Genomic DNA, 25,636 nt, shown 5'->3' with positions numbered 1-25,636 from the left:
GGTTGAAGCCCTGGTTCTCTCACTGATTCAATCTCTAATCCCTAATATGATGCTAAATTACCTGCTTTTTCACGATTCTTGGTAAAACTCTTTATTTTTTTAAGCCTGAGTAGTTACCATTTATCTTTCATTGTATCGACTGTCTCGATCTCCAATAACCTACCTCCGATCGCCAAAAGCTTGACTACTGCCCCATATATCTCTTGTGATTCTTACAAACTTCTCCGGAAATTACCCCAAGTCATTGAAAGGCTAGGTATGTCCAAGGGGGACTGCCGCAGGAAAATTCACCCACAGCACCTGCCTGGGATGGATCAAGATTGATTTCATGAGGAATGTAGGGATGCTCGCACAGGATAGCGCTTTTCAAAGCTTACATAACACAATGCCCGGTGCTGACGCGGCAGATCAATGCCGACAAATTATCGCCCAAGTAGAAACAGCCCTCTGCCGCAGCGATGTCTATCGACAGGCGCTCGATCAACTCCAGCAGCTAGCGGTGGAAAATGGGACCAGTACCCAGTTCATGCTGAAGTCAGTCATTCGAGAAACGATTCGACTGGCAGTGCGGTGCGTGACTCACCCTGGAGAGGCGATCGCGCTGCTTTCCCCCGAAGCGTCCCAAACCTCTTCCGCAGAAACCACAGATGAAATGGATTGCACTGCGGTTCAGCTAGACGTTCAACCAGAAATCAAGCCCGCCTCCAAACACAAAGTAGAGGGGACAGGAGAGACGCAGAAGCCCGCCTCCCTCACCCGCACGGAATTGGAAGCCCAAGAAGATGCTGCGACCTTTAAGGCGATCGCACAGGTGCTGCAAACCAAACCCGATACCTTGGCTGTGTTCCATCCGAAACCTCGGGAACGCAAACTGACCCCAGCGGAACAGGCACAGAAAGCTGCGGATGAACGGGCGGTGCGGCTGCGTCGTCTCTGTGCCCGCATCAAGCACGAGCGCCAAAGCCGGGGATTCTCGCTGGCTCAAATCCATGCCCGGACGTTTATTCCGCTCTATCATTTGCAAGCGATCGAACAGTGCAATATCGAGCACCTGCCGGAGGATATTTACCTGCGGGGGTTTGTGCGGCGGCTAGAGCAAACCTTTGGTTTGGCTCTAGGGTCTTTAACCGACGGGTTCCCTAATCCGCAACCCGCCCAAGCCGTACCAACTTGGTACCACAGCCAAACGGAAGCCAATCCTAAGAAGGGAAATGGTTTGAGCGTTCATCCCCTGCATTTATATCTGACCTATGGTGCCGTCATGGCAGGGGGAGTGTTCTGGCTTTCGCAACAAGCGGCTCCCAAGGCAAATGTGGCTCCCATCCAAATTGATGAATCGTTCCCGCAACAGTCCGCTGAGCCTATCCAATCTAAATCGGACACCAAAGCCGCCAAAATGAAGGCTCCCATTAGTCAACAGGTAGCCGCTCCGGAAATTTTACGGTAGCGATCGCAGGACTGGATATAGAACAGGTATCTCCGTTGGGCTGAGATTGATGTGGGGTAGCCGATCGTGCTTGGGCTGGGTCTAGGCGAGATCGGTTGCCCCTTTTATTGGAGTGCATCCTACTTTTGTTGGAGCCAGCTTTACGAATCTTCAGATACCAAACAGGATTTTTCAATAGCGATTCTGGTGTCCTTGTCTACAATCAAAGCAGAACAGCAGATTTGTCTCCTGCTGCTGAGAGTGAATCATGTTTGCTAGATTGGGTCGCTGGTTTAATCGGTTTTATCGCAATGCCCGCACGGTCAATAACGAACCATTGAATAAAGTGAGTTTAATCGTGATTTTGGTGGTGGATTTATTCATCCTCACCAATGTGTTTATGGGCTTGAACGATATCAGCCAGTGGTATCTCAATCCATCTGATGCCTATCCTTGCTATAGCGCGTGGTCAGACTATCGCGCAGCAAAACCCGACAAACCCGCCGATCGCGACTTCGCCTTGTTGCAGCGATCGATTAGGAACGTTTCCCAGGAATCGGTTCAGCAAAGCTATCAACGACTGCAAACCGATCATCTGGGTACCGTTTCTCCGATTTGTTTAAAATCTGCTGAATACCAAGACCAAGCTAACACACCGGATAATCGCAAAACGCTGCAAACGATCGAGCAACGCCAAACGAAAATTCGTTCCTTAGAACAGGCGAATACCAAGATTCGATCGCAGTACGACTCGACATTGCTGGAAAAGCTGGCAGGCCAACCCAAGAATCAGTCGATTAACGAAGTCAGCGCTGAAAAGGCCAAACAGGAACTGGATAAGAACAACCAGTCGATCGCCAACCTGAAGCAAGAAATTACTGACCTCAAACAACAGCTTCTAGCAAAACCAGAAATTACGCAATTTTTGGGATTCCTAGCCAATGGGGACCAATTTAATACCGTTGAGCAAGGGTACCGCCAAGCCTCTTTCTGGTATCCCAGTATTCAATTTCTATTCCAAGCCTTATTTTTAATCCCGTTGATTGGCCTTGCCCTTTGGGTGCATCGATTGGCGAACCGTCGAGGCTATGGCTTAATTGCCCTGATTAGCTGGCATTTGCTGGTTATTTTCTGCATTCCACTCCTGCTGAAAGCTTTTGAGTTTCTGCAAGTGGGTGTGGTGTTTGAGTTTGTTTTTGACGTTATTACAGCCCTCTTTGGCGGATTGCTCTTCCTGGTCAGCTATTTATACATCTTGCTGATTCCACTGATTGGTTTTGGAATTATCAAACTCTTCCAACGCTTCGTTTTCAACCAAAAACTGCAAGCGGCCAATCGAGTTCAGAAATCCCGGTGCATTAGCTGCGGTCGAAAAATTCGTCCCCAGGATAGTCACTGTCCCCATTGTGGTTTCTATCAATTTGTTGATTGTCCCAACTGCCACCAACCCACCTATCAATATTTGCCCTACTGCAAAGAGTGTGGACATCCCCAGGAAACCGATCGCGCTTAATTTCGATCGGCCTTAGCTCATACAGACGGATCTTGAGAGGGAGGATGTAACCGAGTCCTCGTCCAAAGTTGCCGTGTTCCTCGAATCGAGTCCTCAGTTGAATAACGGGTGTCATTGAGATCGAGCCGTATGCAGGTGGCTCGGCCAGTCGGAGTCACCCCCTGAATGACAGTACCATTTTCTGTCCAAACGAAGTGATCTCCCCAGTACTGTTGCCGTGGGTTAAAGATTGGTACAATTTCCTGGGTTTCTGGATCGATACCCGCAACAAAGTTGTAGCGTCTTTCATTACAACGCCGACAAGCTAGGGCAAGGTTATCAATCTCATCGGAACCGCCTAATGACCTAGGTCTGACATGATCAACTGTAAATCGATTAGCGCTTAAACGTTCTGGAGAGTGGCAGTATTCACACAAGTAATTTGCTCGTTGTCGAACAATTTTCTTTGCTGCGTCATTGATTGCCATCCTGAGCAACCACCATTGCATTGATATGAGTAAAAATTCGATCTAACTCTCCGATCGCCTCTAGGTCTGCCATCTCTTCTGGCGTCAGTTGGTCTAACTTCTTCTTTTCTAAGAGATTCTCCATCCGTAATTGCAAAGACTCACTAAATTTGAATAAATTCCAGTTATCAACCTTCTCAATACAAATCTCATGGATCAGTGAGGAGGGTCGCCCTAAAGTTGTCAGCATGATCTCAACAGGGTCTCTACAGTGACGGCATGAATCATTGACATTGAATCTGTAAGCTAGATTATAGCGCTTCGCAAATTGGCGGATTCCGCAGATTCTTGAGGCGTTGAATTTTAAATTTTCAAAAATAAAAAATATGACTTGACCGATCGCCCCTCTAGAGGAGTATGGTGTATGGAGGTAGCCGCTCCCGCTGTTGGGACTGCGCGCCACCCGTTCATGCCCAGAGTAAGGCCCAGAACTGCCATTCTAGGCTGGTTTGAGTGAGTGACTGATACGACTCATGTTGACCTGCGCAAAGACATTGGCTAGTCCATGGGTTCGGCAAGTACGTGGCGCGGAGAGGGTTTATCCGCTACCCTGTTCAGGGGACATTGTGTCGAGGGTTCTGCTTCAAGCTGTTTTGGAGCGCTGGAGTGCCCGGATGTCCTACAGGAAGCAAACTCTAAGGATTGAAACATGATTGCAACCCCCGTACAACTGAAGTACGACATCAAGGATATTGGCTTGGCTCCGAGCGGGAAGCAGCGCATCGAGTGGGCTGGTCGGGAAATGCCTGTGCTGAAGCAAATCCGCGATCGCTTTGCCCAAGAGAAGCCCTTCGCTGGCGTTCGGATTTCTGCTTGTTGCCACGTCACCACGGAAACCGCAAACCTGGCGATCGCCCTGAAAGCGGGTGGTGCCGATGCGATTCTGATCGCGTCTAACCCCCTGTCTACCCAAGATGATGTGGCGGCTAGCTTGGTGGCGGACTACGGCATTCCGGTGTATGCCATCAAAGGCGAAGACAACGCCACCTACCACAAGCACGTGCAAATCGCGCTAGATCACCGTCCCCAACTGATCATCGACGATGGTTGCGACGTGGTGGCAACGCTGGTGAAAGAGCGGCCCGAGCAGGTGAAAGAGCTGATCGGCAGCACCGAAGAAACCACCACTGGGGTTGTGCGTCTGAACGCGATGTTCAAAGATGGCGTGTTGACCTTCCCCGCGATCAACGTCAACGACGCGGAAACCAAGCACTTCTTTGACAACCGCTACGGTACAGGCCAATCCACCCTGGACGGCATCATCCGTGCAACCAATATTCTGCTGGCGGGCAAAACGATTGTCGTGGCAGGCTATGGCTGGTGCGGTAAGGGGACAGCAATGCGGGCCCGTGGCTTGGGTGCCAACGTCATCGTGACAGAAATCAACCCCGTCTGCGCGATCGAAGCTGTAATGGATGGCTTCCGCGTCATGCCTATGGCTGAAGCAGCTCAGTACGGCGACATCTTCATTACCGTCACGGGTAACAAGCATGTGATTCGTGGTGAGCACTTCGATGTCATGAAAGACGGCGCGATCGTTTGTAACTCCGGTCACTTCGATATCGAAATCGACTTGGAAGCGCTGAAGGATCGTTCCACCGAAGTCAAGACCGTGCGCAACTTCACCGAAGAGTACCAACTGAAGAGTGGTAAGTCTGTTGTGGTGATCGGCGAAGGTCGTTTGGTTAACTTGGCCGCAGCGGAAGGTCACCCCAGTGCGGTGATGGACATGAGCTTTGCCAACCAAGCGCTGGGTGCTGAGTACTTGGTGAAGAACCAAGGTCAACTGACGCCTGGTGTGTACCCTGTGCCGACGGATTTGGATCAGGAAATCGCACGGTTGAAGCTGCAAGCCATGGGCTTCTCGATCGATGCCTTAACCGCCGATCAACTGTCATACATCAACTCTTGGACTTCTGGAACCTAAGTTCTGGAATCTAACGCTTGTCATCAAGCGGACGGAAATGCAGCTGACTTCAAGGTTCAGCTAGATATTTTCCTGGTTTTAGCTTAGTTCAGTCAAATAAAAAGGTGAGAGGATTTTAAAACTTCTCACCTTTTTTTTGTTCTTTTTTTGTTTAAGTTGTTTTCTGAGTTTTATTGAGTTCTTTGGCTATGGTCATAGCTAGCCTGCGATGAGGGACATCCTTAACAACTGTTCGATCGTTTGGCTAATCTGTTCGTAGGGCGTGATTCCAACAAACTCTGCTACCGGCTGGCCTGACTGAAACACAAGCACCGTTGGCACACTCTTCAATCCCAAACGTTGCACCGTTGGCAAATTAGTCCCTGTATCCAACTTGAAGATCTTGACTTGGTGACTGTAGTGGCCAGCGAGTTGTGCAACGATCGTACCCATAACCCGACAAGGGCCACTCCATTCCGCCAGACAACCCAGAATGACCAACTCTTCCTGTGCTAATAGGTGCTCTAAATCTTCACCGTGAATGTATTTGACAATGCTCATTGTGATAGGTCCTTAAATTCGCGCGATCGAGGGGATAGTCAGTGATATTCTGCGTCACTGATATTCAGTCAGGGATAATAAAGTTCGCTGAGAACGATTTAATGTTGACTTTTAAGGTTGATATCTAACGCTAACCAGTCAAAACTGGCGACTTGCTCAAGAGATTGTGGATCCTATTTCAATGCCACTAGGTCTAACATGAGAGACCGCGAAGGAGGAACCTGCTGATTTTAAATATAAAGCTAAATGTGATTTTCCCAAGATGAACTGTTACATTTCTCATTAGTCCCAGGGGGTGAAAAAGGGGTTTGGAAGATGGCTTGCCCCTAGGTTGAATCTGTCGCTATTCTGTTTTTTTGGGGGTCTATGGGGCAGTGGGAGAAGGAGCTATGCAGCGGATCGCGATCGTGGGTACGACGGGTTCAGGAAAAACGACCCTAGCCCGCCGAGTGGCCGAGTTGCTGGATCTGGTGCATGTGGAGTTGGATGGGTTGCAGTGGGAGCCGCATTGGACTCCGGCAGAAGAGGCAACATTTCGCGATCGCATTACCCAAGCACTGAGTGGCGATTGCTGGGTGGTGGATGGCAATTATAGCCGCGTGCGGGATTTAATTTGGCAACGAGCCGATACGATCGTGTTTTTGGATTACTCATTTTGGGTGGTGTTTTGGCGGTTGTTGGGACGGACTTGGCGACGATCGTTTTATCGAGAGGAACTGTGGAATGGGAATCGGGAAAATTTTCAACTGTCTTTTTTGAGTTCCGATTCTGTATTGTGGTGGATGGTGAAAACCTATCGGAAAAGACGCTGCGAATATCCTTTGCTATTTCAGCGATCGGACTATGCCCATTTGTCGGTCATTCATTTGACTTCGCCGCAACAGACGGAGCAGTGGTGCGCTCAGCTTGCTCAGGGGACGATCGACGAGCTTTCGAGTACAAAATCACCTCAAAATACAAATTAAGCAGTTTTGTAAACCGGGATTGACAAGGCCGCTACTTTGTTCGTAGTGTGTTTCTCATAGCGATCGCCATGGACATCCTTCTTTCAACGGGTCGGCATGAAGCATGGGGGCGCTGGGTTCCCAACAATTTAGAGCACTACCCTTCGTTGTACCACCAACTCCGGGTAGCTATTCCCCCTCGCTGGAGTAGCAGCAAGGAGGCTTGATGAGGATTTTAACATCTGACCGAGCCACTCTTGTTTGTGATGTCAAACGGGGTGGCTCTAAATTTTGGGGCTTCTTAGGTTCACTACAAGGAGAAGCTCACAATATGGCGAAAGGTTCTAGTGATCGGAGCGATCGTTCGGTTCAACATGAGAAACAACGCTTACAGATCCACTTAATCGGTCATTACGACTTCATTCAAGACACGATTAATCAATTCCATGCGTTACGGTACGCAGACAGGATTCATTGGAGTCAACCCATGCCGATCGTGCATTCGGACGGACAATACATCAGCATACTGAGTCGCGAACGCCAGCGTTAACGGTTCTAACACTATTGACTTGTTGCAACAAGTGCGGCAGGTGAAACTGGAAACCCTAGCCCATGAGTTGAGCTTGCCAATACGGGCAGAAAGTCGGCGCAAACGGTTACAACGGTTTCTCGATTTGCCCGATTGGGATCTCAAAAGCCTGTGGTTTCCGGTGGTGCTGGTCTGGATGGCACGGCAATTCCGGTCGGGTCAATCGGTCTATGTAATCATAGATCGCACCCACTGGCAGGATGTGAATTTGTTGATTGTGACGGTGGCTTGGGGGAACCGTGCCTTTCCGATTTGCTGGCAGTTGTTGGATAAACTTGGTGCTAGCAATTTAGCCGAGCAACAACAAGTCATAGAACCTGTCCTTCAAGCCCTGGCTATTCGTTAGTGGTAGTGGGCGACCGCGAATAGTGATGAACCCTGGACTTGCTGACCAACTTACCGACCCTAGAAATGGCTCTGAAAGCCTATGCCAGAAGATTTCGAATTGAAGAAATGTTTCAGGACTGGAAGTTAGGGGGTTATTGTTTAGAGTCCACTCAGGTGCGTGGGCAACGATTGCTTAATTTAATTCTGATGATTGCGATCGCTTACACGAGTGTGGCACTGAAAGCTCGTCATTGTAATGCTCAAGGAGTACGACCTTACTTAACTCGTGGCATTACAGAATCCCATCGCACCTATCCCCGTCACACTCACTTTTACATTGGCAGTTGTGCGTTAATCTGGGCGAATTGCTGGGGCAGGATGCAGGATACCCTGTTGGCTTGATTGCGTCTCAATCCCAATAAGAGACGGTTTTATCGGCAAGGGTTTAAGGCTATGGCTACTGTCCAGCAAGGCTTTTAACTATCTTCGTCACCCTGATAGCAAGAGACCTCTTCTCGGGTGGATAGCTGGGGAAGAGGTTTTTCAATTCAGGATTATGGGGAAAGGGTGGGGAAGAACAGGTTGAGATAGCCAGAAATGAGGGTGTTGCCCCAGAAGACGGCAATTAGTGCGCCGAGGGCTAGGAAGGGGCCGAAGGGGATGGGCTTTTGTCGATCGAGGAGGCGAAGGGCGATCGCGCCACCCCCGACGAAGGCTCCTAGGGCGCAGGCGAGGAAGCCGGACAGCAGCATGTTTTGCCAGCCGAGCCATGCGCCTAACATGGCGAAGAGTTTGGCGTCTCCGCCGCCCATGGCCGGTTTACCAAAGGCGATCGCGCCGAGCCAGGTGATTATATCCAGCAACCAAATGCCTAATACTGCGGCGATTACTCCCGTCATTAGGCCGTGAATTCCACCCGTGAGGGTTTGGGTGGTGGCGATGGCGATCGTGGTTTGGAATGCTAGTCCGAATACTAAGCCGGATTGGGTGAGGACGTTGGGTAATGTGAGGGTATCTAGATCAATTAATGCTAGGGACAATAGCCAACTAATTAAGACCCAATAGCCGAGGGTATGCCAAGTCCAACCGAACTGGAGAAAGGTAGCGAGAAAGAGCAGTCCGGTGATCAGTTCGACGAGGGGATAGCGGAGGGCGATCGGGGCTTGGCAGTGGGCGCATTTGCCGCGTAGCAGGAGCCAGCCGATGACGGGCAGATTTTCCCGTTTGCGGAGGGGGGTGAGGCAGTGGGGACAGCGGGAGGGCGGATGGATGAGGGAGAGTCCGGCGGGGAGGCGATAGATGACGACGTTGAGGAAGCTTCCGATCGATGCGCCCAGGAATAAGACGAAGGCAAAAATAGGGAGTTCAAATAGGAAATCCATGGCGGAGGGTTGTGCGCGAAATTGATTGATCAATGCCGCAGATCCGATCCCCCCTAGCCCCCCTTAAAAAGGGGGGAATTCAGCCAAATTATTTCAAAGTCTCCCTTATTTTTGGCGTAGCCTCTCCGAAGGAGATAGGGGGATTTAGGGGGATCGTTATGGGTTGCAATCACAAATTGATTGGGTCTTACTCATATTGCCCTAGGGGATGGTCAAATAGTTCAAAGGGAATAAAACATTCCTGGGGTAGCAAAATGGGTTTGCCGGAGAAGATGAGTTTGCCTCGGTGGGTGAAGCGGTTAATGGCGACACCGAGGGGGAGGTCTGTAACTTCGGGGTGGACGGTGTAGAAGGTTTCGTAAATGACTCGGGCAGACCGCACTAGAGCCGGATCGATCCCTAATTCAAATGCTTCGTTGTCCACATCCGTCTCCATTGGCGCTGCTAGAACTTGAATCACGAACTCAACCCTTTTGTTGGAAGCTTCGTTTGGATTCTACTTCAGAAACTTCCGATGGAACGAAAATCTTTGCTGCCAAGGTGGGGTCTGCCGGGTGGTGGGCGATCGGGTGGCGAGGGTTGGGTTTGCGGGGGCCGATCGGGATTAGGTGGTGAGGCGTTTGATGTCTTGGCAGATTTTGACGAGGACGCGGTCTTGTTCGACGGGGGGGAGGCTGGCGAGGGGTTGTTTGGGGTTGTGGGCGGCTTGGTATTTGTTGAAGTCCATTTCGGTGTGGCTGCTGTAGCTGATGGGAATCCAGAAGATTTTGAGGCCGTTGGCTTGGGCGGCGTCGAGGAGGGGGGGCAGTTCGTTGTCGGCGATGAAGTCGGAGGCGATGAAGTTGGGGCTGACGAGGAGGATGGCGATTTGGGCGTTGGCGAGGGCGGTTTCAATTTCCTGGAGCCAGTTGTCACCAGTTTGGATGCGGGTGTCGTCCCAAAGATCGATCGTACCTTTGCGGGTAAGGGGTTTGAGGTGGATTTGCAGTTTTTTCAACCATTCGGCGTCTTCGTGGCTGTAGCTAACGAAAATTTTGAGGGGAGAATTCATGTTAGGAGAGGTTATAGAAGGTGAAGGAGCCGTGGGGTAAGGTAGCACAGACGGTTGAGCGTGATCAGCGGCCTGAGGATAGGAATTAGGTTGAATGTTGACAATCTTATCTCCCATCACCTTATCGTTGCCAATTTTATCTCCAGCAACGTAATCTCCCGTCCAAATTTGGGGACTATTTTGCAAGCTTGTGGAGGACTTCAAAAAATGCTCTGGGGCATCAACTACTACTCGCCCTTTGTTGGTCAAGAAGCTTTCTACAATCTCACGATGCCCCGATCGGTAGGCAAGTGCCGCTTTGATAAATCCGGCTTCGGATAATTCTTCTAGCAGGTGAATGATGAGGGTAGGGGGTAACGAAAGTTCCTTGGCTAAAGCGGCTGTAGAGGAATGTCCCTGAGAGATCGCTTGCAGGATGTTGAGATGATTGTCAAATTTAAGAAAGTGTTGAGAATTGACCAGGTGATTTTCCAGGCTGGGCTTGCTAACTTGATCTTCTCCAATAATTGATAGTTTAGCTTCGTAGATTTTATTAGATTTTTCTGCTTTAAGTTGCCTTAGAAAATTAAATACAGGCTCAGGTTGCGTGTACTTTCTTCTAACTTCTAGGGGGAGTTGTCCTAAATTATTGTTACGAATATCTAGTTTTTTAAGTTGGTTGAGATGAGTTAGCTCTAGCGGCAAATCCTGTATTTTATTTGCATTTAAATCTAATTCTTTAAGTTGATTTAATTGGTCGATTGATTCGGGTAATACTATTAGTTTGTTAGCACTGAGATCAAGGGAAATAAGGTTGGTCAGTTGCCATATCGATTCAGGTAGACTCATCAGTCGGTTACTGCTGAGGTGGAGAGAAGTGAGATTATTTAATTGTCCAATTGATTCAGGTAGGCTCATCAGTCGGTTACCGCTAAGGTTCAGAGAGGTGAGATTACTTAACTGCCCCACTGATTCTGGCAATGCTGTTATTTTATTGAAACTTAGGAGAAGGGAAGTAAGGTTGATTAATTGTCCGATCGATTCGGGCAATGTTGTTAGTTTATTAAAGCTTAAAAAAAGGGAAGTGAGGTTGACTAATTTTCCAATCGATTTCGGTAATACCGTTAATTGGCTGGAGTTGAGATCAAGGCAGGTGAGTTCACTTAATTCTCCGATCGATTCTGGTAATGTCGTGAGTTGGTTATGATCGAGGTGAAGGGAAGTAAGTTCACTTAATTCTCCGATCGATTCTGGTAATATCGTGAGTTGGTTATAGCTGAGGTAAAGAGAAGTGAGACTGTTTAATTGCCCAATTGATTCCGGCAAGGTTATTAGTCGGTTGTCGATGAGGTAAAGGGAAGTGAGATTGCTTAATTGCCCGATCTCTGGAGGTAGTTCTTGAATATCTTGACTTGACAAATGAAGACTCGTCTGGCCACTCCGCTTTGCCTCTTCAATAACCGCTAGTAGCTCATCTCGTCTCATCTCGTGGCCTCACCTCAGTTGCTTTCTATTTTCGCAGAAGAATTGAGGAAAGGGTAGGAGGGGGGGGAGGGAGACAGGGTAAAAGGTAAAGGGGAAAGGGCAAAAGGGGGGCGATCGGTTCAACCTTTCACTCGATCGCTGTTATACCCCGGCACAGTCTGAATAATCTGATCATAAAGCGTCTGCCAAAGCGGTAAATGATGGGCAAAATCAAGCAACACCGATCGAGTCTCATTCCGCTCATCAATCAGAAATTGAACATCCGGAAGATTGGTAAACTGACTGACTGTCGATCGCCACAATTCATCATAAACCTCAAGACTCAGAAGAACAGCCGTTTTCTGGCCTTTGCTATTGGTCAAAAACTGTACACCCGGTAAATCCAGCCCAACTTTGGCTTGGTGTCGCCGTCCGCGCACTGCATGGCTCAGATTATACTCATCAAGCATTTCACCATCCTCAACCTACAATCCGATTATATTTCAGTATCCTCGATCGTTCTCAGAATAACGTCACCTTTCGCAAACCCGAGCGACCCTGAACTTAAACGAATATTGCAACGATCGCTACATTTCTGGAAAGATCCCCTACCCTGATGTATGGCTCCTACAGCCCTGTTAAGCAAACATCCACTTTCTAGATCCTTGTCGATCGGGATTCACTATCGGGACTTAACTATGTTGAAAAAAGCAATCCTCCCTACATTGCTACTCGCCACCCTCTGCCTCGTCCCCTTCATCTCCGAAGCACGGCGCAGACCCCAATCCAAACCCGTCAACACCAGCAAAAACGTCCCCGGCAAATTTGACTTCTACGTCCTCACCCTCTCCTGGTCCCCCGACTACTGCGAAACCGCAGGCTCCCGCGACCCCGACCAATGCAGCAAAGGCAAACAACTCGGCTTCGTCCTCCATGGCCTCTGGCCCCAATACAACAGCGGCTGGCCCGCCAACTGCACCACCGAAGCCTTTGACCCCAAAATCAAAAAACAATTTCCCAACCTCTATCCCAGTTCCAAACTCTACACCCACGAATGGGAAAAACACGGCACCTGCTCCGGCCTTAGCCAAACCAAATACCACCAACTCGCCTTTGACCTGAAAAACGGCGTCAAAATCCCCGATCGCTACATAAAACCCACCCAACCCTTCCGCACCACGATCGGCGACCTCAAGCAAGACTTCATCCTCGCAAACCCCGCCATGACCGAAAACAGCCTCGCCCCCACCTGCTCCGGCTCCGGACGCTTCCTCAAAGAAGTCATGGTTTGCCATAGCAAAAACGGGCAACCGGGAAACTGTAGCAGCCAAATTCTGAAAAACTCCCAGAAAAGTTGTGGCCAACCCAACTTTCTAGTGCGAAGCGTTCGTTAATTGGTGTTGCCCCCACAATTCAATTTTCATTGACTAATCTCTACACTTCTTTAATCACGATCGTATTTCTTTTTAATTGCCTTGGGAGAACCCTAAGGCATCTTTTTTAACCTAGCGTCTCTGCATCACCCAGCATTGGCATGTATCAAATGCTACTTACCCAGACCTGATTGTCAGCCGTTGTATCATTGTCAAATTCAAACTAGACAACTACGCTAAAAAATGTGACCCGTTGTGACCTGCGTGTTCCTTAAATGCTCCGATTCTATTAGCTGATCAGCATTCTCAATTTTCCAGTTATCCCCCGTTATTTAATCCATTTTTCAGCCATTTTCACCCAGATCACCCATGCTCTATCCTGTACTTTATGTTGCCTCGCTTTAAAGCCCGATCGAATCCATCGAATCCGCCCCCCTTCGGTCCCCCAGATCTGCCGCCGGGTTCCACCCCCGACGTCTTCATTTCCTACTCCCGTCGGGACAAAGCCTTTGTGCAGAAATTGCATGACGCCCTACGCCAAGGCGATCGGGATCTCTGGGTCGATTGGCAAAACATTCAACCCACCGAACAGTGGTGGAGATCCATTCAATCCGGCATCGAAGCCGCCAACACCTTCGTCTTTATTCTCTCGCCTGATTCAGTCACTTCAGAAGTCTGCGGTTGGGAAATTGAACACGCCATCCAAAACAATAAACGCCTCGTTCCCGTTATCTACCGCGATGTTGATCCGCAGCAAGTCCACCCTACACTCAGTGCCCTCAACTGGATCTTTCTGCGCGATCAGGATGATTTTGAGCAAGGCTTCCGAACCTTAGTCACCGCGATCGACACCGATCTGGACTACGCCAAACAACACACTCGCCTGCAAATCAAAGCCCTGGAATGGGATCGCAACCACCGCGACCCCAGTTTTTTATTGCGGGGCAAAGACTTAATTCAAGCAGAAACCTGGTTACAAGCGAGTCCAACCAAAGCCCCCTCCCCCACGGAACTGCAAACCCAATACATCACCACCAGCCGCAAAGCCCCCGGCTATCGCCCCAGCCTGCCCACCCTAGTGCTCACCAGTGCCGCGATGCTCTTGGCGATCGGGGGAATTCGCGTCACAGGTTTACTGGAACCGATCGAACTGTGGGCCTTCGATCGCCTCGCCCAAACTAAACCCGTCGAAGGCCCCGACGATCGCTTTTTAATCATCGAAGTCACGGAAGCCGACATCAAAGCCCAACTGCAACGCAACGAAAACGCCCGAGGCACCCTCTCCGATGTCTCCCTCAACCGCCTCCTCAGCGAACTCCTTCCCTACCAGCCTCGCTTAATCGGCTTAGATCTCTATCGCGATTTTGCGATCGATCCCCAGGTAAAACAACTGGCCCAACGCTTCCAAACCGACGATCGTATCATTGGCCTTTGTAAACTTCCCAACGGCGACGGTCGCGATCCTACTAGCAATCGAGCTATCAATCCTCCACCGAATATTCCCGTCGATCGATTAGGCTTTTCCGATGTTGTCTATGATGTTGACTTGATCGTTCGCAAACAGATGCTAGTGCGTAAGCCCTTACCCGAAATGCCCTGTCCGACGATCGCCTCCTTTAGTTGGGCTGTGGCCACTCATTATCTCCAGCGGGCGCAAGGTTCTAAAATTCCTGAAGTTACCCTTGATGCCATCGGTCGATCGATTGCTTTAGGAAAAGCGGAGTTATCGGGCCTCGGGCTATTTAGCAATGCCTACCAAGGCAGCATCGACTCCGAGGGCCATTACCTACTCGTGAACTACCGTCTAGGCTCCGGCAAAACGCCCCAGGAGCAAGTCAATAATCTGGCCAAACGAGTCACTTTAGAAGAGGTGCTTAATCGTCGTTTGACTGAACAGGATGTCCGCGATCGTATTGTCCTTATTGGTATCACCTCCGAGGCCAACAACGACTATTTCAAAACACCCTATGGCCCTATTATGGGGGTAGTGTTGCAAGCCCAGATGACCAGTCAACTGCTAAGTGCCGTACTGAATGCTCGGCCTTTGCTGCAGGTATGGCCCCTTTGGTTGGATGTTCTGTGGATTTGGGCCTGGGGCGGTGTGGGGAGTGCCATTGTCTTTCTATGGTTAGATCCGCTGCGGCGGGTTGTCTTTCTAGGCATTGCGATCGGGGGATTAGTCGGTGTTTCCTATCTGGTGTTCATCGTCGGGCATAGATGGGTGCCACTTCTGCCTCCAGCAATGATGTTAGTGACAACCGCCAGCCTAGCAGTAGCCGTAACGACTCGGCAGCAACAGTTAAAAGCAATCACAAAACCATAATTAATTCAATGCTTGATTCAAGATTAATCCAATAGTTAAGTCAGCAGTTAATCTAATTTACTTATATCGATATGGCAAAGCTTCTACAACATTGGCGTCAATCGTCCTGTAACCGTCGGTTTCTCTCCGTGGGCATGGTCTTATTGCTAACGGGCCTGAATGTAGGTGTTTACACCCCGCCTAGTACCGCCCAATCCGTTCCAGAGCGTCTCTGGCGACTACTCACCGGACAATCCCGACGGGCGGACAACAATCGGCCTCGGGGGGCAGCTAGCCGGGGTGGCTGTCGATCGGATCAGCCCCTGATGGCCCTCGTGCCCATGCTGCGGGAAGGGCAAGAAACGCCGCTGTTTGTCGGTTCCACCACCGAAGCCTATCCCACCTTTTGGTTCTACTTGCCCTATCCCCTCACCCCAGCGCATTCCGCTGAACTGCGGGTGGAGGAACCCGATCCCGAAGATGAGCGCTATACCGTACAGCGCACAGTGCTTACCCTCCAGCAAGCCCAACCCGGAATCATCCATTTACAACTACCGAAAACGGAATCTCCCTTAGCCATCAATCAACTGGTGCATTGGAAATTTGTGGTGAAGTGTGATGAAAAAGATACCTCTATGAATCAATTCGTTGACTTTGCAATGATTCGGTTAAAAACAGACCCGACATTGTTTCAAGAAATTCTATTAAAGCCTCCGATCGAACGCTCAAAACGCTATCTCCAGGCAGGTATCTGGAATGATGCCTTGACAACTCTGGGGGCTCTCCGGTTACAGCAGCCGCAAAATAGCGCAGTAGAAAAAGAGTGGCATAGTCTTTTGAAAACGGCAGGGTTGGAAGACGTGGCGACCCAGCCTTTAAATTCTTGTTGTCAAGTTCCCTTAAGAGAAAAACTATGAATACATTATCTAATCGGTTTATTATTGCTCTGCTAAGTTGGCCAGTTTGGACGATCGGCCTTGTCACTGGCGTGGAAGCCCAGTCGATCGTACCTGCCGCTGATGGGACTGGAACGATCGTCAACCAACAGGGGAACCGCTTTGAGATTACCGGGGGCAGCCGTTCCCAGGATGGCAGCAATTTATTTCATCGGTTTACACAGTTTGGTCTGGAGGCTGGAGAAACCGCTAACTTTTTAGCTAACCCCGCGTTAAAAAATATCCTTGGTAGCGTTAATGGGGGTAATCCTTCTATCATCAACGGATTGCTTCAAGTTTCGGGAGGGAATCCTAATTTAGTCCTGATTAATCCAGCGGGAATTTTGTTTGGCAACAATGCGTCTCTCAATGTTCCCGCTGCGTTTACCGCAACTACTGCCGATCGTGTGGGCTTTGGTAATCAGTGGCTCAATGTTTTTGGCAGTAATAACTACAGCACCTTACTAGGGATTCCTAGTTCCTTTGCCTTTACGGCTGCGCAACCGAGCCCGATCGCTAACTTTGGCAACCTAGCCGTCTCCACAGGGCAAAATCTTAGCTTGCTGGCAGGGACGGTATTTAACTTCGGTACCCTATCTGCACCGGGCGGCCAAATTACGATCGCCTCGGTGTCTGGGCAAACGGTGGCGACGTTAGATACCAGCGACGGCCTACTCAGCTTAGAACTCCAGCCCTGGACAGGCAACCCTGACAGCTTCCGCACCACGGCTCTACCGGAACTGTTAACGGGTGGCAATCTACCCACAGCAACGGGGGTCACGGTCAATCCCGATGGCACGTTGCAACTGACCGGATCGAACCTAAAAATTCCAACCACACCGGGAACCACGATCGTCTCCGGCACCCAGGATGTTTCTAATCCCCAGGTCACCAATGGACGGGGTGGAAGCATTACGACCTTGGGTCAGCAAGTCGCGATCGTTGATGCGAATCTCAATGCTTCGGGCAATGCTGGCGGAGGTACTATTCGCATTGGAGGAGACTATCAAGGCAAAGGTACCATTCCCAACGCAGAACAAACCTACATTGATCAAGCTTCCACAATCCAAGCCGATGCGTTGCAATCTGGTTCCGGCGGACGGGTGATTGCCTGGAGCGATCGGGCCACGCAGTTTAACGGCGAAATTACGGCCAAAGGTATTACCCAAGGCGGCTTTGTGGAAGTCTCCGGCAAACAGAAGCTCGGCTTCCTAGGCAAGGCGGATGTTAGTGCCAGTCAAGGGCCTGCGGGAACAGTTTTACTTGATCCGCAAGATATTAATATCATCGGTTTCAGTCCTTACCTTCCCCCCGTCAACTTAGATAACGGTATTTTATTTAATCAGTTTGGAACAACTGCAGATTTGAGTATCCAGGCTAACGAAATTGAAGCTATCACGGGGAATTTAATTCTCCAAGCCAGCCGTGATATCAATTTAAGCCAAGATATTACCTTTAATGCTTCCGACAACTCTACAGTGACCTTTGAAGCATTGGGTAACTTCAATGGGGCGGGCCGTAATATTAATACCCTAGGCCGTAATCTGACGATTACAGCAAACAACATTAGTGTTGGAGAAATTACAACAAGTCCCGGTGACTTTAACAATTTATCAGCTGGGAGTATCAATCTCACGGCTCGATCGGGTGATATTCAAACTGCCGATCTCACCATTCAACAACCCCTCTTTCCAACAACCGTCGGAAATATGACCCTCACTGCTAATAGCGGGGGCATTACCACAGGAAATCTCTTAATTGAGGGTCTTGTTCCTACCAATCTTCTGCCCCAAACGGGTGGCGATATCAGCCTCAGTGCAGGTACTGGCGGCATTTCTACAGGCCGCATCATTTCTGAAGTCGCCAATCCGGTGGGCGGTACAGTCACGCTATCGACGACCGGAGCGGTGAGCATCCAAGGGCTAATTACCCAAGGGCTCAGCCGTGCGGGAGATATTCAAATCTCAGCGGGCCAAACGATTCAATCCACTAATGTGATTTTGGGTGCGGTTGGAGATTTTGGGACGGGGATTGTGCCGACCATTCCTAGCAACGCTGGCGATTCCGCAAGTGAGATTTCTCTGTTGAGTGAGCAAGGGAATATTGATGTTAAAGATGTTCGCTCTAGCAATGCAAAAGTGGGTTCCAATATCGATATTACTGCCCAGCAAGGCAGCCTGAAAACGGGGGTGATTAGTGCTAGCGGCACCGATCGAGCAGGAACCATTAACCTGTGGGCTGCTCAAAATTTAACTGTGGGGGGCGAGATCACGACACTTGATCCGGTGACCGAAGAACCGATCGTGATTGGCAATCGCACTGTGGAACTGGGTAAAAACGGCAAGCTGGTTGTGAATGCAGGCGGAACCCTCTCCATGCCGGATGAATTTCTGTTGTCTGGCAGTAGCTTGACGATCGGCGATCAACTGGCTCCCAAAAACTTGCTACTGCCTCCCATCCTCCGCACAGGGGGCGGCAATTTTAGCCTCAGTAAAGCTGGCGATCTGACTTTTCCCAATACCTTCGTTTTAACCGAAGGGGGTGATTTTACCCTCAAACTCACCGGAACCCTCACCGTTCCCGATAGCATTGCCTTTGGTACCGCAGGCGGCAAACTGACCTTACAAGCTGCTTCGATCGATGCGCCCAAACTGTTTCTCAGTAGTGCCAATAGCGACGGTAAAGGGGGCGACATCACCGTCATTGCCCAAGAGCAAATTCGCCTCGAAGCAATCGACAGCCATTCCGATCGGGGGGATGGGGGGAATGTCTTGATTGATCCGGAAGGGGATATCGAAATTGGCTTCATTAATGCTCAGGGGGGAAGCGACGGGATTGGTGGGCAGGTAGACATCACCACAGCCCGATTTCTCCGCATGGGCAGCAGCTTTACCGATCAAAATAACATTCTCTCTAGCATTTCTACAGCAGGTGCAATTAGCGGTGGCTCTATCATCATTCGCGCAAGTCGATTAGCACCCAATGTTCCGTTTACGATCGGGGATGCCAGCATTAGCGGCACTGCTGCCACAATTACAACAGGGATAACCAACCGCTTAGACCCTACGCGAGCAATTTCTGGGACTTTCGTACAAGGAACCGCCCCCAGTACCATTACCATCATTACCCCCGAAATTACGGCCCCAATACTACCAACCGATGGTTTGCCTCCTTTCCCCGAAATTCAACAAAAATCGCCTAATGAGAATGAAACGCCACCGGATACCGATGATGATTTGTTAGATCTCGGGAGTCAGTTTGATAACTGGGAAAATGATCACACCTTTGAGTTTTCCGATTATTTAGATTTGCCGGATCTACCGAGAGTGATTTCCTTGGGTGCGGCGCGTAAAACCTTAGAACGAGTGGCTGAGGTGACCGGAATCCGACCGGCATTGCTGTATGTGGGATTTGTCCCCACGACGGAAGGCTCGATCGAACGGCAGGAAAAGGATATCAAATTAGTCGTCAAGGAGCAGGAGGCATTGGAACTGCTGTTGGTGACCCCCACTGAGCCTCCCTACGTTCTGCGCATTCCCCAGGCCGATCGCGCGCAAGTTCTAGCCCTGGCCCAGCAATTCCGATCGGAAGTGGCCGATCCCAGCAAAACCAACACCCGCAGCTATTTGAAATCCGCTAAAAAACTCTATGACTGGCTGATTCGTCCGATCGAACAAGAATTGCGCGATCGACGGATTGGCAATGTGTCCTTTGTGATGGACACAGGACTCCGGTTTATTCCCTTAGCCGCACTCTACGACGGTAAACAGTTTCTGATCGAAAACTACAGCATTGGCCTGATGCCCAGCCTCAGTCTCACCGATCCGCGACTGGTGGATTTAGGGGAAGCGGCAGTCCTGGCCGCCGGAGCCACGCAATTTGCTGACCAAGCGCCCCTTCCAGCAGTCAAATTGGAATTGGCCAATATTCGCCGACTGTGGCCCGGAAGCACGTTATTAAATCAAGATTTCACACTGACAAACCTGAAAAATCAACGTCAACGCCAACCCTTTGGACTAGTGCATCTCTCCACCCATGGCGAGTTTTTGCCCGGTGACTTAGCGGACTCCTACATTCAACTTCAGGATCGACGGCTCCGGCTCGATCAGTTGCGGGATCTCCAGTGGAATGACCCGCCGATCGATTTGCTGGTGTTGAGTGCCTGTCGGATGGCGTTGGGCGATCGGGAGGCGGAGTTGGGCTTTGCAGGGTTGGCGGTGCAGGCGGGGGCGCGATCGGCCTTAGCGAGTCTGTGGAATGTTAGTGATGAAGGTACCTCGGGGCTGATGGCCGAGTTTTACCAACAGTTGCGCCAGTCTCCCATTAAGGCGGAAGCGATTCGGCGAGCGCAGATCCAAATGCTGAGGGGAACGGTGAAGTTACACAATGGGCAGTTGGTCTGGTCAGGGGGACAGGTGGCGGTGCCCGATGAGTTGGCTAGTTTGGGCGATCGGGCCCTATCTCATCCCTACTACTGGTCAGCCTTCACCCTCATTGGGAGTCCTTGGTAAGGGCATCGCTGAGGGTTCTGGGCATCATCCTAGTAATCGTTACGGGGATAGTCCACGAGTTCCAGACGGTCATTCTGGCGGCGGAATTTCACCCGCTTGCCAGCTTCCACATAGTTGCTGTGGGTCAATTCGCAGGTTTGGCAGGTGGGATTGTAGCGAACTTCAAAGGAGCTCCGCCGCCGGATGCGCACACTTTCCCCGGATTCCAAGCGGTAGAAATCGCCATCGATCGAAAGGCGAATGGATTTATTCGTCTGATTGGAAATCAAAGTGCGATAGCTAGGAGAATCGTCGGATTCAAAGTAACTTTGCAACACTTTGCCTGTAGAACAACGGAATTGCCGACGCTGCCGCAAATCTGCACAAACGTTATTGGAAACGGAAGAATTAGCACAAACTTCTTCGTTATACCATTGGGCATTGCGGGTAATTTGGCGGGTGGCTTTTTCAATATTGGCGCTGAATTTTCCGGAATCAATCACCCGATCGCGATCGCGAATTTCATATTCAAATTCATTGACTCCCGGCAGTACCCGAAAGCGCTTAGAAGAGTGGCTGGTACCGAATTCCATTTTGGTAGGTTCTGACGATCGGCCCTTGTCATATTCCCGGTTGGTGAAGGGCAGGGTGTCTCCGCTGAGGCCCCTGGTGGTGTTGCGTACAATCACCCGACGGCGATCGCTCGGTTGGGTTTTGCTGGAAGTGAAGCGGGCTTCCTTGGTTTCAATCTCGCTACCGGGACAGTCGCCCACATATTCCGTTTCGACAATTTGGGTGGAATTGAGAGTCGATTCGCCGACAAATTCCCACCCAATTTCGTCGCTGAGGCCGGGTTGTGCAGTGGGGACGGTGGAAGACTGAGCTAGTCCAGCAGCGGTGGTCAGACTACCCGTCAGCAGGGTGGAGAGGGTCAGGAAACTCAAGGCAACAATCGAATAACGCATAGGAGATTGAGGAGTGGGCTTTCAAAGAATTGTCCAGCACCCTAACAGTGAAATCAGGGAAAAAGGACGATCGAAATATTTCATTTGCTAGACGATTTTATAGTGCTGGGGTTTCCGAGTTATGCAAAATTCGGTTCAGCTTCAGCTTCAACAAGCTATAAACTCCACTCCTATTCAGTCACGGTTGGTCAAGTCATTAGGTGCGCTCCCAGCGAAACTTGCGTTCCGATTCTTGAATGGGTACATCGTTAATGCTGGCAAACCGACGCATCATCAGACCATTGCTAGCAAATTCCCAGTTTTCATTGCCATAGGCGCGATACCAGGCTCCTGAATCATCATGCCATTCATACTCGAATCGCACGGCAATGCGGTTGTCCATAAAACACCAGAGTTCTTTCTTCAAACGGTAGTCCAGTTCCTTGGCCCATTTGCGTTTAAGAAACTCTTTAATCGCAGGTCGCCCACTAAAAAATTCCGATCGATTCCGCCATTCAGAATCTTCGGTATAGGCCAGTGCCACGCGATCGGGGTCGCGGGTATTCCAGGCATCCTCAGCCGCTTGGACTTTGAGCTGAGCGGTTTCTAGGGTGAAGGGAGGCAGGGGGGGGTTAGTTTCCATCGTGGGGGCTCCGATTGTGAGTTGAGATGAGATAACGGGGCTATGCAACAACCCAGCCTTTGTGGGACAGGGTTTCAGGGCAGCTTAGCCAACGAGAAACGGTGAAAACTCGGGATCTGACCAACGCAGCGGCAGAGTTCCTGCCACGGAGTAGCCCGTTTGCAGATGGAAACGCAATAAGCGTTCTGCCCCAGCATAGGTCAGAATTTCAGGCCCGTCCCAAATCACTTCAGCAATCCCTGTTAAGTAGAGCAAATGGCCTTGAGAAAAATCAATAAACAAAAGTCCAGCATGGGGATTCAACTCCAGATTGCCCAAGGTATTGAAGTGATGGTTACCGGAGAAATCAGGAATGGTTAAAGTGCGATCGTCCTCAATCCTGACAAAACCCGGTTTTCCACCCCGATGGGATACATCCACTCCACTCGCCGCGCCCGCTGATTCAGCTTGATAGGCGGTGGCAATAAAGAAGGTATCAGCGGTTGTGATTAGGGTTTGTTCTCGTTCCCCCAATTGTTCGATCGCTTGGGGGGGTTGAGTGCTTGGAGCCACTTCAGCCCACTCAGACCTGCGGGCTTTAATGTACTGGGGACAATTGCCAAAGCTTTGCTGTACCTGCACCTCAAAGCCATCGGCCTGGGTGGCAGTGACAATTCCATTCATCCGGTTACGGCGACGGGTTGGCAGTTCAATCCCCAGAAAGCCAATGTCAATGCCCTGCGCCAGATTAGCGGCTAAGGGATCGCCCAAGAGGGGCTGGGCAACCACTTTCAATGTGCGATCGTCCGGTGTGGAGAGAAAGCCTGGAGCACCGACCAGGATAGAAGCCCAGGGATTCCCGCTTGCATCGATCGTGCCGACAATGACGTAGGGCAGTTGGGCAAAGAATTGCCGAAACTGATCGGGGAGATAGTTCCGAATGATTCGCCGACCTTGTTTGTCGATCTGTTCCTGAACGCCCAAGCGCGCCTGAATGGCTAATTCTCCCACGTGGAAGGGGGATTGGGTTTGTGCCCAGCCTGGATTGGCCATGGTGCATTCTCTCCTGTGTAGTGGAATGGGTTGAATGGCAGAGAACTACAGACCAGCCATCGGAATGTAACCCGGTAATTGTTTGATGCGATCGATCCAATTCAACACGTTGGGAAATGCATCTAGATCAATTTTTCCATCGCGGGCGAGAGCAACATAGGGAAAAACAGCGACATCGCCGATCGTGGGATGGTCAAATTCCAACCAATCATGGGTTTGCAAATGCTGATCGAGTTGACTGAGAATCAAGTTGGATTTTTGGGTCGCCCGCTCAATATTAATGTTGGTTCCAGCGCCAAATAAATGGTAAAGACGCGCATTTTCCGGCCCTTGGCGCACTTCTCCAGCGGCGATCGATAACCAGCGGATTACCCGTGCTAAGGGTAGCGCATCCAGCGGGAGCCACGGGTCACCGCCATACTGCCGCGCCAGATAGACCAAAATGGCTTGGGCATCGGCTAGTTGCGTTTCCCCATCTATTAGGAGTGGTACTTGTCCTAAGGGATTCATGGCGAGATATTCTGGCGACTTATGTTCGCCTTTCATCAGATCCACTCTGACCCATTCGGAGTCCAAGTTGAGTAATGACAGCATCAAGCGAACTTTGTAACTGTTACCAGAGATTTCATGACCGTAGAGCTTAATCATTGGAATGCTCCTTTTTGGCGCAGGGGTAAAGATGAAACGGTAGAGATCAAAACAATGCAGGCGGGATAATGCAGGCGAGACTTATGAAGCTTTTGGCTTATGAAGCTTTTGGCTTGTGAAGCTTTGAGTCCGGGGCAAATCTGAGTAGGGCGAGGCTTCAGTCCTGCATGGGGCTGGGTTGAATGCGATCGTGAAGTGACAGGGTTCCTCGGAGAGGGTGTCAAGGACTGTACCGTTCGTTCGGTACATCTAATTTATACCGAACGAACGGTACACTGTCAATAGCTACTTTCAATTGCTCGATTCCCTAGCTCCATTGCAAGTCAGTCCCATGCCCAAAGACATCTATATTCCCTGCCTGTTGAACCTGTTTCGGCAGTATGGCTACGATGGCGCGACCTTGTCCAGAATTTCTGAGGCCACTGGATTGGGGCGAGCCAGTCTGTACCATCACTTCCCCGGCGGTAAGGATGAAATGGTAGAAGCTGTGCTGGATTATCTGGAAGGCTGGCTGGAGCAAAATGTGCTGCAAATGCTTCGGAGTCCAGGGGAACCGTTAGCCCGCTTGCAGCGCATGGGCGATCGGGTTTATAAGGTGTATGAGGGTGGGCAACAACCCTGTCTCTTTGCCATTTTGCTGTTGGGTTCTGCCCGTGATGTTTTTCACGCTCAGGTCAGTGAGATTTTGCGGGACTGGATTGCGGCGATCGCGGCGGTGCTGGTGGAAGCTGGGATGGATGCTAACCTGGCTCAGCAACGGGGGGAAGATGGCGTCATTGCGATCCAGGGCGCGTTGATTTTATCCCAAGGGCTACAAGATGCTGCCCCGTTTCAGCGCGTTATCAAACAATTACCGCAACAACTCTGTAGAGGTATTTTCAACTGACGGAGCCTGGGTCGCAGGGCAGTATCAATTCCAGGACTACACCGGAACACAGATCATTTGCTCCCCAACGTTTCCTGCGTTTAATTTAACGGCGGCTAGTGTGCTGAGCGCAGCCCGATAACTGCTGTTGCCAATCCACACTGTTGCGAAGTGTCTCAGGGTAGTTGACAGACCCGCGAGTTTTCCGTAGTGTTGTCTGTCATAGCTGAGTACAACCGTGTTGTAATACCCCGATTGAATCAGCTTGTTTCCCGAAAATTAAGGCGCTACCCAACGTTGTTGAAGCCAACGGTGGGCAGCTAAACCCCCAAGCTGAACCAGGCAGCTCGGCGGTCTGACACGGATTGTAACATTCGATCGGGCCACCCTACTTGTCCTGCACAAAAGGGTGGTCTTAATTTTTGGGATTTCTTCCCGTCTCTACAATCAGGAGAAATCCCATGTTTATTGGTTTTGATAGTTCCGATCGTGTAACCGATTCGGAACATAGACCGTTGCAATTTTATCTATGCGGCACTCGCGAAGAGGTACAAGCCACTATTAAGTAGCTAGGCTGAATTAAATATAAAACGTTCAACCTTATAACCTTTGGGAAAATAGCGGTTTTCTACCCCAGCGATAACGGCCATGGCTAAGTCATAGGAATTATCGAACATCTGTCCTGAGATCTCGTGAGCTTTTAACTGATGCCACTCCCCTTCAATGGGATTCATTTCTGAGCAATAAGGCGGTAGA

General features: G+C 50.3%; 26 protein-coding genes. 14 read left to right on the top strand and 12 right to left on the bottom strand.

Annotated elements, in window-relative coordinates:
- The first annotated feature begins 343 nt into the window (after positions 1-343).
- Positions 344-1,447 (top strand): helix-turn-helix domain-containing protein, encoded by a 1,104-nt coding sequence (locus ACN4EG_RS21900; protein ID WP_431632323.1) that lies wholly within the window; start codon positions 344-346, stop codon positions 1,445-1,447.
- Between the two features lie 247 nt (positions 1,448-1,694).
- Positions 1,695-2,939 (top strand): hypothetical protein, encoded by a 1,245-nt coding sequence (locus ACN4EG_RS21895; protein WP_431632322.1) that lies wholly within the window; start codon positions 1,695-1,697, stop codon positions 2,937-2,939.
- Positions 2,940-2,956: 17 nt separating this feature from the next.
- Here ACN4EG_RS21895 and ACN4EG_RS21890 read toward each other — a convergent pair whose 3' ends face one another.
- Together ACN4EG_RS21890 and ACN4EG_RS21885 are read right to left on the bottom strand one after the other, a co-directional pair.
- The gene (locus ACN4EG_RS21890; RefSeq protein WP_431632321.1) at positions 2,957-3,406 is read right to left on the bottom strand and encodes an HNH endonuclease; all 450 of its coding nucleotides are present in this window, start codon (positions 3,404-3,406) and stop codon (positions 2,957-2,959) included.
- The gene (locus ACN4EG_RS21885) at positions 3,393-3,635 is read right to left on the bottom strand and encodes a hypothetical protein (protein ID WP_431632320.1); all 243 of its coding nucleotides are present in this window, start codon (positions 3,633-3,635) and stop codon (positions 3,393-3,395) included. Before ACN4EG_RS21885 ends, ACN4EG_RS21890 begins: the two co-directional genes overlap by 14 nt.
- A gap of 459 nt (positions 3,636-4,094) precedes the next feature.
- On the opposite strand from ACN4EG_RS21885, the gene ahcY reads away from it, so the two are divergent.
- Positions 4,095-5,372 (top strand): adenosylhomocysteinase, encoded by a 1,278-nt coding sequence (gene ahcY, locus ACN4EG_RS21880; RefSeq protein WP_431632319.1) that lies wholly within the window; start codon positions 4,095-4,097, stop codon positions 5,370-5,372.
- 198 nt (positions 5,373-5,570) lie between these two features.
- Here ahcY and ACN4EG_RS21875 read toward each other — a convergent pair whose 3' ends face one another.
- The gene (locus ACN4EG_RS21875) at positions 5,571-5,912 is read right to left on the bottom strand and encodes a thioredoxin family protein (RefSeq protein WP_431632318.1); all 342 of its coding nucleotides are present in this window, start codon (positions 5,910-5,912) and stop codon (positions 5,571-5,573) included.
- A gap of 389 nt (positions 5,913-6,301) precedes the next feature.
- On the opposite strand from ACN4EG_RS21875, the gene ACN4EG_RS21870 reads away from it, so the two are divergent.
- The 5 genes from ACN4EG_RS21870 (at position 6,302) to ACN4EG_RS21850 (ending at position 8,174) form a co-directional block, all read left to right on the top strand.
- Positions 6,302-6,877, top strand: a complete 576-nt coding sequence (locus tag ACN4EG_RS21870) for an AAA family ATPase (protein ID WP_431632317.1) — start codon at positions 6,302-6,304, stop codon at positions 6,875-6,877.
- A 68-nt stretch (positions 6,878-6,945) separates the two neighbouring features.
- Positions 6,946-7,083, top strand: coding sequence for a hypothetical protein (locus ACN4EG_RS21865; protein ID WP_431632316.1), 138 nt, complete (start codon positions 6,946-6,948; stop codon positions 7,081-7,083).
- Positions 7,084-7,187: 104 nt separating this feature from the next.
- On the top strand, positions 7,188-7,406 hold the full coding sequence (locus tag ACN4EG_RS21860; RefSeq protein WP_431632315.1) for a hypothetical protein: 219 nt from the start codon (positions 7,188-7,190) through the stop codon (positions 7,404-7,406).
- A gap of 19 nt (positions 7,407-7,425) precedes the next feature.
- Complete coding sequence (locus ACN4EG_RS21855; RefSeq protein WP_431632314.1) at positions 7,426-7,791, top strand: hypothetical protein; 366 nt, start codon at positions 7,426-7,428, stop codon at positions 7,789-7,791.
- Positions 7,792-7,829: 38 nt separating this feature from the next.
- Entirely contained in the window at positions 7,830-8,174 is a 345-nt protein-coding gene (locus ACN4EG_RS21850; protein ID WP_431632313.1) for a hypothetical protein, read from the top strand.
- 152 nt (positions 8,175-8,326) lie between these two features.
- Here ACN4EG_RS21850 and ACN4EG_RS21845 read toward each other — a convergent pair whose 3' ends face one another.
- Positions 8,327-9,154, bottom strand: coding sequence for a prepilin peptidase (locus ACN4EG_RS21845; RefSeq protein WP_431632312.1), 828 nt, complete (start codon positions 9,152-9,154; stop codon positions 8,327-8,329).
- A 187-nt stretch (positions 9,155-9,341) separates the two neighbouring features.
- Complete coding sequence (locus ACN4EG_RS21840; RefSeq protein WP_431632311.1) at positions 9,342-9,614, bottom strand: hypothetical protein; 273 nt, start codon at positions 9,612-9,614, stop codon at positions 9,342-9,344.
- Positions 9,615-9,643: 29 nt separating this feature from the next.
- Here ACN4EG_RS21840 and ACN4EG_RS21835 point away from each other — a divergent pair, with 29 nt between their 5' ends.
- Positions 9,644-9,769 carry a hypothetical protein gene (locus tag ACN4EG_RS21835; RefSeq protein ID WP_431632310.1) on the top strand — a complete coding sequence of 42 codons (126 nt, stop codon included), beginning with the start codon at positions 9,644-9,646 and terminating at the stop codon, positions 9,767-9,769.
- Here ACN4EG_RS21835 and ACN4EG_RS21830 read toward each other — a convergent pair.
- Together ACN4EG_RS21830 and ACN4EG_RS21825 are read right to left on the bottom strand one after the other, a co-directional pair.
- Positions 9,759-11,669: a leucine-rich repeat domain-containing protein gene (locus tag ACN4EG_RS21830; RefSeq protein ID WP_431632309.1), complete on the bottom strand. Its 1,911-nt coding sequence runs from the start codon at positions 11,667-11,669 to the stop codon at positions 9,759-9,761. The genes ACN4EG_RS21835 and ACN4EG_RS21830 overlap by 11 nt on opposite strands.
- A 119-nt stretch (positions 11,670-11,788) precedes the next feature.
- Positions 11,789-12,118 (bottom strand): hypothetical protein, encoded by a 330-nt coding sequence (locus ACN4EG_RS21825; RefSeq protein ID WP_431632308.1) that lies wholly within the window; start codon positions 12,116-12,118, stop codon positions 11,789-11,791.
- Positions 12,119-12,346: 228 nt separating this feature from the next.
- On the opposite strand from ACN4EG_RS21825, the gene ACN4EG_RS21820 reads away from it, so the two are divergent.
- The 4 genes from ACN4EG_RS21820 (at position 12,347) to ACN4EG_RS21805 (ending at position 20,769) form a co-directional block, all read left to right on the top strand.
- Positions 12,347-13,042 (top strand): ribonuclease T2 family protein, encoded by a 696-nt coding sequence (locus ACN4EG_RS21820; protein ID WP_431632307.1) that lies wholly within the window; start codon positions 12,347-12,349, stop codon positions 13,040-13,042.
- 367 nt (positions 13,043-13,409) lie between these two features.
- Positions 13,410-15,344, top strand: coding sequence for a CHASE2 domain-containing protein (locus ACN4EG_RS21815; protein ID WP_431632306.1), 1,935 nt, complete (start codon positions 13,410-13,412; stop codon positions 15,342-15,344).
- Positions 15,345-15,415: 71 nt separating this feature from the next.
- Positions 15,416-16,240: a DUF928 domain-containing protein gene (locus ACN4EG_RS21810; protein WP_431632305.1), complete on the top strand. Its 825-nt coding sequence runs from the start codon at positions 15,416-15,418 to the stop codon at positions 16,238-16,240.
- Positions 16,237-20,769, top strand: coding sequence for a CHAT domain-containing protein (locus ACN4EG_RS21805; protein ID WP_431632304.1), 4,533 nt, complete (start codon positions 16,237-16,239; stop codon positions 20,767-20,769). Before ACN4EG_RS21810 ends, ACN4EG_RS21805 begins: the two co-directional genes overlap by 4 nt.
- A gap of 29 nt (positions 20,770-20,798) precedes the next feature.
- Here the strand turns inward: ACN4EG_RS21805 and ACN4EG_RS21800 are convergent, their stop codons facing one another.
- The 4 genes from ACN4EG_RS21800 to ACN4EG_RS21785 all read right to left on the bottom strand — a co-directional run bounded on the left by ACN4EG_RS21800 (position 20,799) and on the right by ACN4EG_RS21785 (position 24,015).
- Positions 20,799-21,713, bottom strand: a complete 915-nt coding sequence (locus ACN4EG_RS21800) for a hypothetical protein (RefSeq protein ID WP_431632303.1) — start codon at positions 21,711-21,713, stop codon at positions 20,799-20,801.
- A gap of 196 nt (positions 21,714-21,909) precedes the next feature.
- Entirely contained in the window at positions 21,910-22,335 is a 426-nt protein-coding gene (locus tag ACN4EG_RS21795) for a nuclear transport factor 2 family protein (RefSeq protein ID WP_431632302.1), read from the bottom strand.
- 84 nt (positions 22,336-22,419) lie between these two features.
- Positions 22,420-23,367 carry a pyridoxamine 5'-phosphate oxidase family protein gene (locus ACN4EG_RS21790; RefSeq protein WP_431632301.1) on the bottom strand — a complete coding sequence of 316 codons (948 nt, stop codon included), beginning with the start codon at positions 23,365-23,367 and terminating at the stop codon, positions 22,420-22,422.
- 45 nt (positions 23,368-23,412) lie between these two features.
- Positions 23,413-24,015, bottom strand: coding sequence for a glutathione S-transferase family protein (locus ACN4EG_RS21785; protein ID WP_431632300.1), 603 nt, complete (start codon positions 24,013-24,015; stop codon positions 23,413-23,415).
- Positions 24,016-24,346: 331 nt separating this feature from the next.
- Between ACN4EG_RS21785 and ACN4EG_RS21780 the strand changes: the two genes are divergently transcribed.
- Entirely contained in the window at positions 24,347-24,901 is a 555-nt protein-coding gene (locus ACN4EG_RS21780) for a TetR/AcrR family transcriptional regulator (protein WP_431632299.1), read from the top strand.
- Between the two features lie 548 nt (positions 24,902-25,449).
- On the opposite strand, the gene ACN4EG_RS21775 is transcribed toward ACN4EG_RS21780, so the two are convergent.
- Positions 25,450-25,636 (bottom strand): hypothetical protein (locus tag ACN4EG_RS21775; protein ID WP_431632298.1); only part of this gene is annotated, 187 nt, incomplete at its 5' end.

The organism is Alkalinema pantanalense CENA528, from assembly GCF_050753345.1.
In the GTDB taxonomy this organism is placed as follows: Bacteria; Cyanobacteriota; Cyanobacteriia; order Leptolyngbyales; family Leptolyngbyaceae; genus Alkalinema; species Alkalinema pantanalense.
Note: the sequence above shows the minus strand (reverse complement) of the source record. Positions and strands in the feature narration are given on the sequence as shown.

Bases quoted from the DNA above. Each gene is read 5' to 3' on its own strand.
- ACN4EG_RS21900 (WP_431632323.1), top strand. From the start codon at position 344: ATGCTCGCACAGGATAGCGCTTTTCAAAGCTTACATAACACAATGCCC.
- ACN4EG_RS21895 (WP_431632322.1), top strand. From the start codon at position 1,695: ATGTTTGCTAGATTGGGTCGCTGGTTTAATCGGTTTTATCGCAATGCC.
- ACN4EG_RS21890 (WP_431632321.1), bottom strand. From the start codon at position 3,406: ATGGCAATCAATGACGCAGCAAAGAAAATTGTTCGACAACGAGCAAAT.
- ACN4EG_RS21885 (WP_431632320.1), bottom strand. From the start codon at position 3,635: ATGCTGACAACTTTAGGGCGACCCTCCTCACTGATCCATGAGATTTGT.
- ahcY (WP_431632319.1), top strand. From the start codon at position 4,095: ATGATTGCAACCCCCGTACAACTGAAGTACGACATCAAGGATATTGGC.
- ACN4EG_RS21875 (WP_431632318.1), bottom strand. From the start codon at position 5,912: ATGAGCATTGTCAAATACATTCACGGTGAAGATTTAGAGCACCTATTA.
- ACN4EG_RS21870 (WP_431632317.1), top strand. From the start codon at position 6,302: ATGCAGCGGATCGCGATCGTGGGTACGACGGGTTCAGGAAAAACGACC.
- ACN4EG_RS21865 (WP_431632316.1), top strand. From the start codon at position 6,946: ATGGACATCCTTCTTTCAACGGGTCGGCATGAAGCATGGGGGCGCTGG.
- ACN4EG_RS21860 (WP_431632315.1), top strand. From the start codon at position 7,188: ATGGCGAAAGGTTCTAGTGATCGGAGCGATCGTTCGGTTCAACATGAG.
- ACN4EG_RS21845 (WP_431632312.1), bottom strand. From the start codon at position 9,154: ATGGATTTCCTATTTGAACTCCCTATTTTTGCCTTCGTCTTATTCCTG.
- ACN4EG_RS21830 (WP_431632309.1), bottom strand. From the start codon at position 11,669: ATGAGACGAGATGAGCTACTAGCGGTTATTGAAGAGGCAAAGCGGAGT.
- ACN4EG_RS21825 (WP_431632308.1), bottom strand. From the start codon at position 12,118: ATGCTTGATGAGTATAATCTGAGCCATGCAGTGCGCGGACGGCGACAC.
- ACN4EG_RS21820 (WP_431632307.1), top strand. From the start codon at position 12,347: ATGTTGAAAAAAGCAATCCTCCCTACATTGCTACTCGCCACCCTCTGC.
- ACN4EG_RS21815 (WP_431632306.1), top strand. From the start codon at position 13,410: ATGTTGCCTCGCTTTAAAGCCCGATCGAATCCATCGAATCCGCCCCCC.
- ACN4EG_RS21810 (WP_431632305.1), top strand. From the start codon at position 15,416: ATGGCAAAGCTTCTACAACATTGGCGTCAATCGTCCTGTAACCGTCGG.
- ACN4EG_RS21805 (WP_431632304.1), top strand. From the start codon at position 16,237: ATGAATACATTATCTAATCGGTTTATTATTGCTCTGCTAAGTTGGCCA.
- ACN4EG_RS21800 (WP_431632303.1), bottom strand. From the start codon at position 21,713: ATGCGTTATTCGATTGTTGCCTTGAGTTTCCTGACCCTCTCCACCCTG.
- ACN4EG_RS21795 (WP_431632302.1), bottom strand. From the start codon at position 22,335: ATGGAAACTAACCCCCCCCTGCCTCCCTTCACCCTAGAAACCGCTCAG.
- ACN4EG_RS21790 (WP_431632301.1), bottom strand. From the start codon at position 23,367: ATGGCCAATCCAGGCTGGGCACAAACCCAATCCCCCTTCCACGTGGGA.
- ACN4EG_RS21785 (WP_431632300.1), bottom strand. From the start codon at position 24,015: ATGATTAAGCTCTACGGTCATGAAATCTCTGGTAACAGTTACAAAGTT.
- ACN4EG_RS21780 (WP_431632299.1), top strand. From the start codon at position 24,347: ATGCCCAAAGACATCTATATTCCCTGCCTGTTGAACCTGTTTCGGCAG.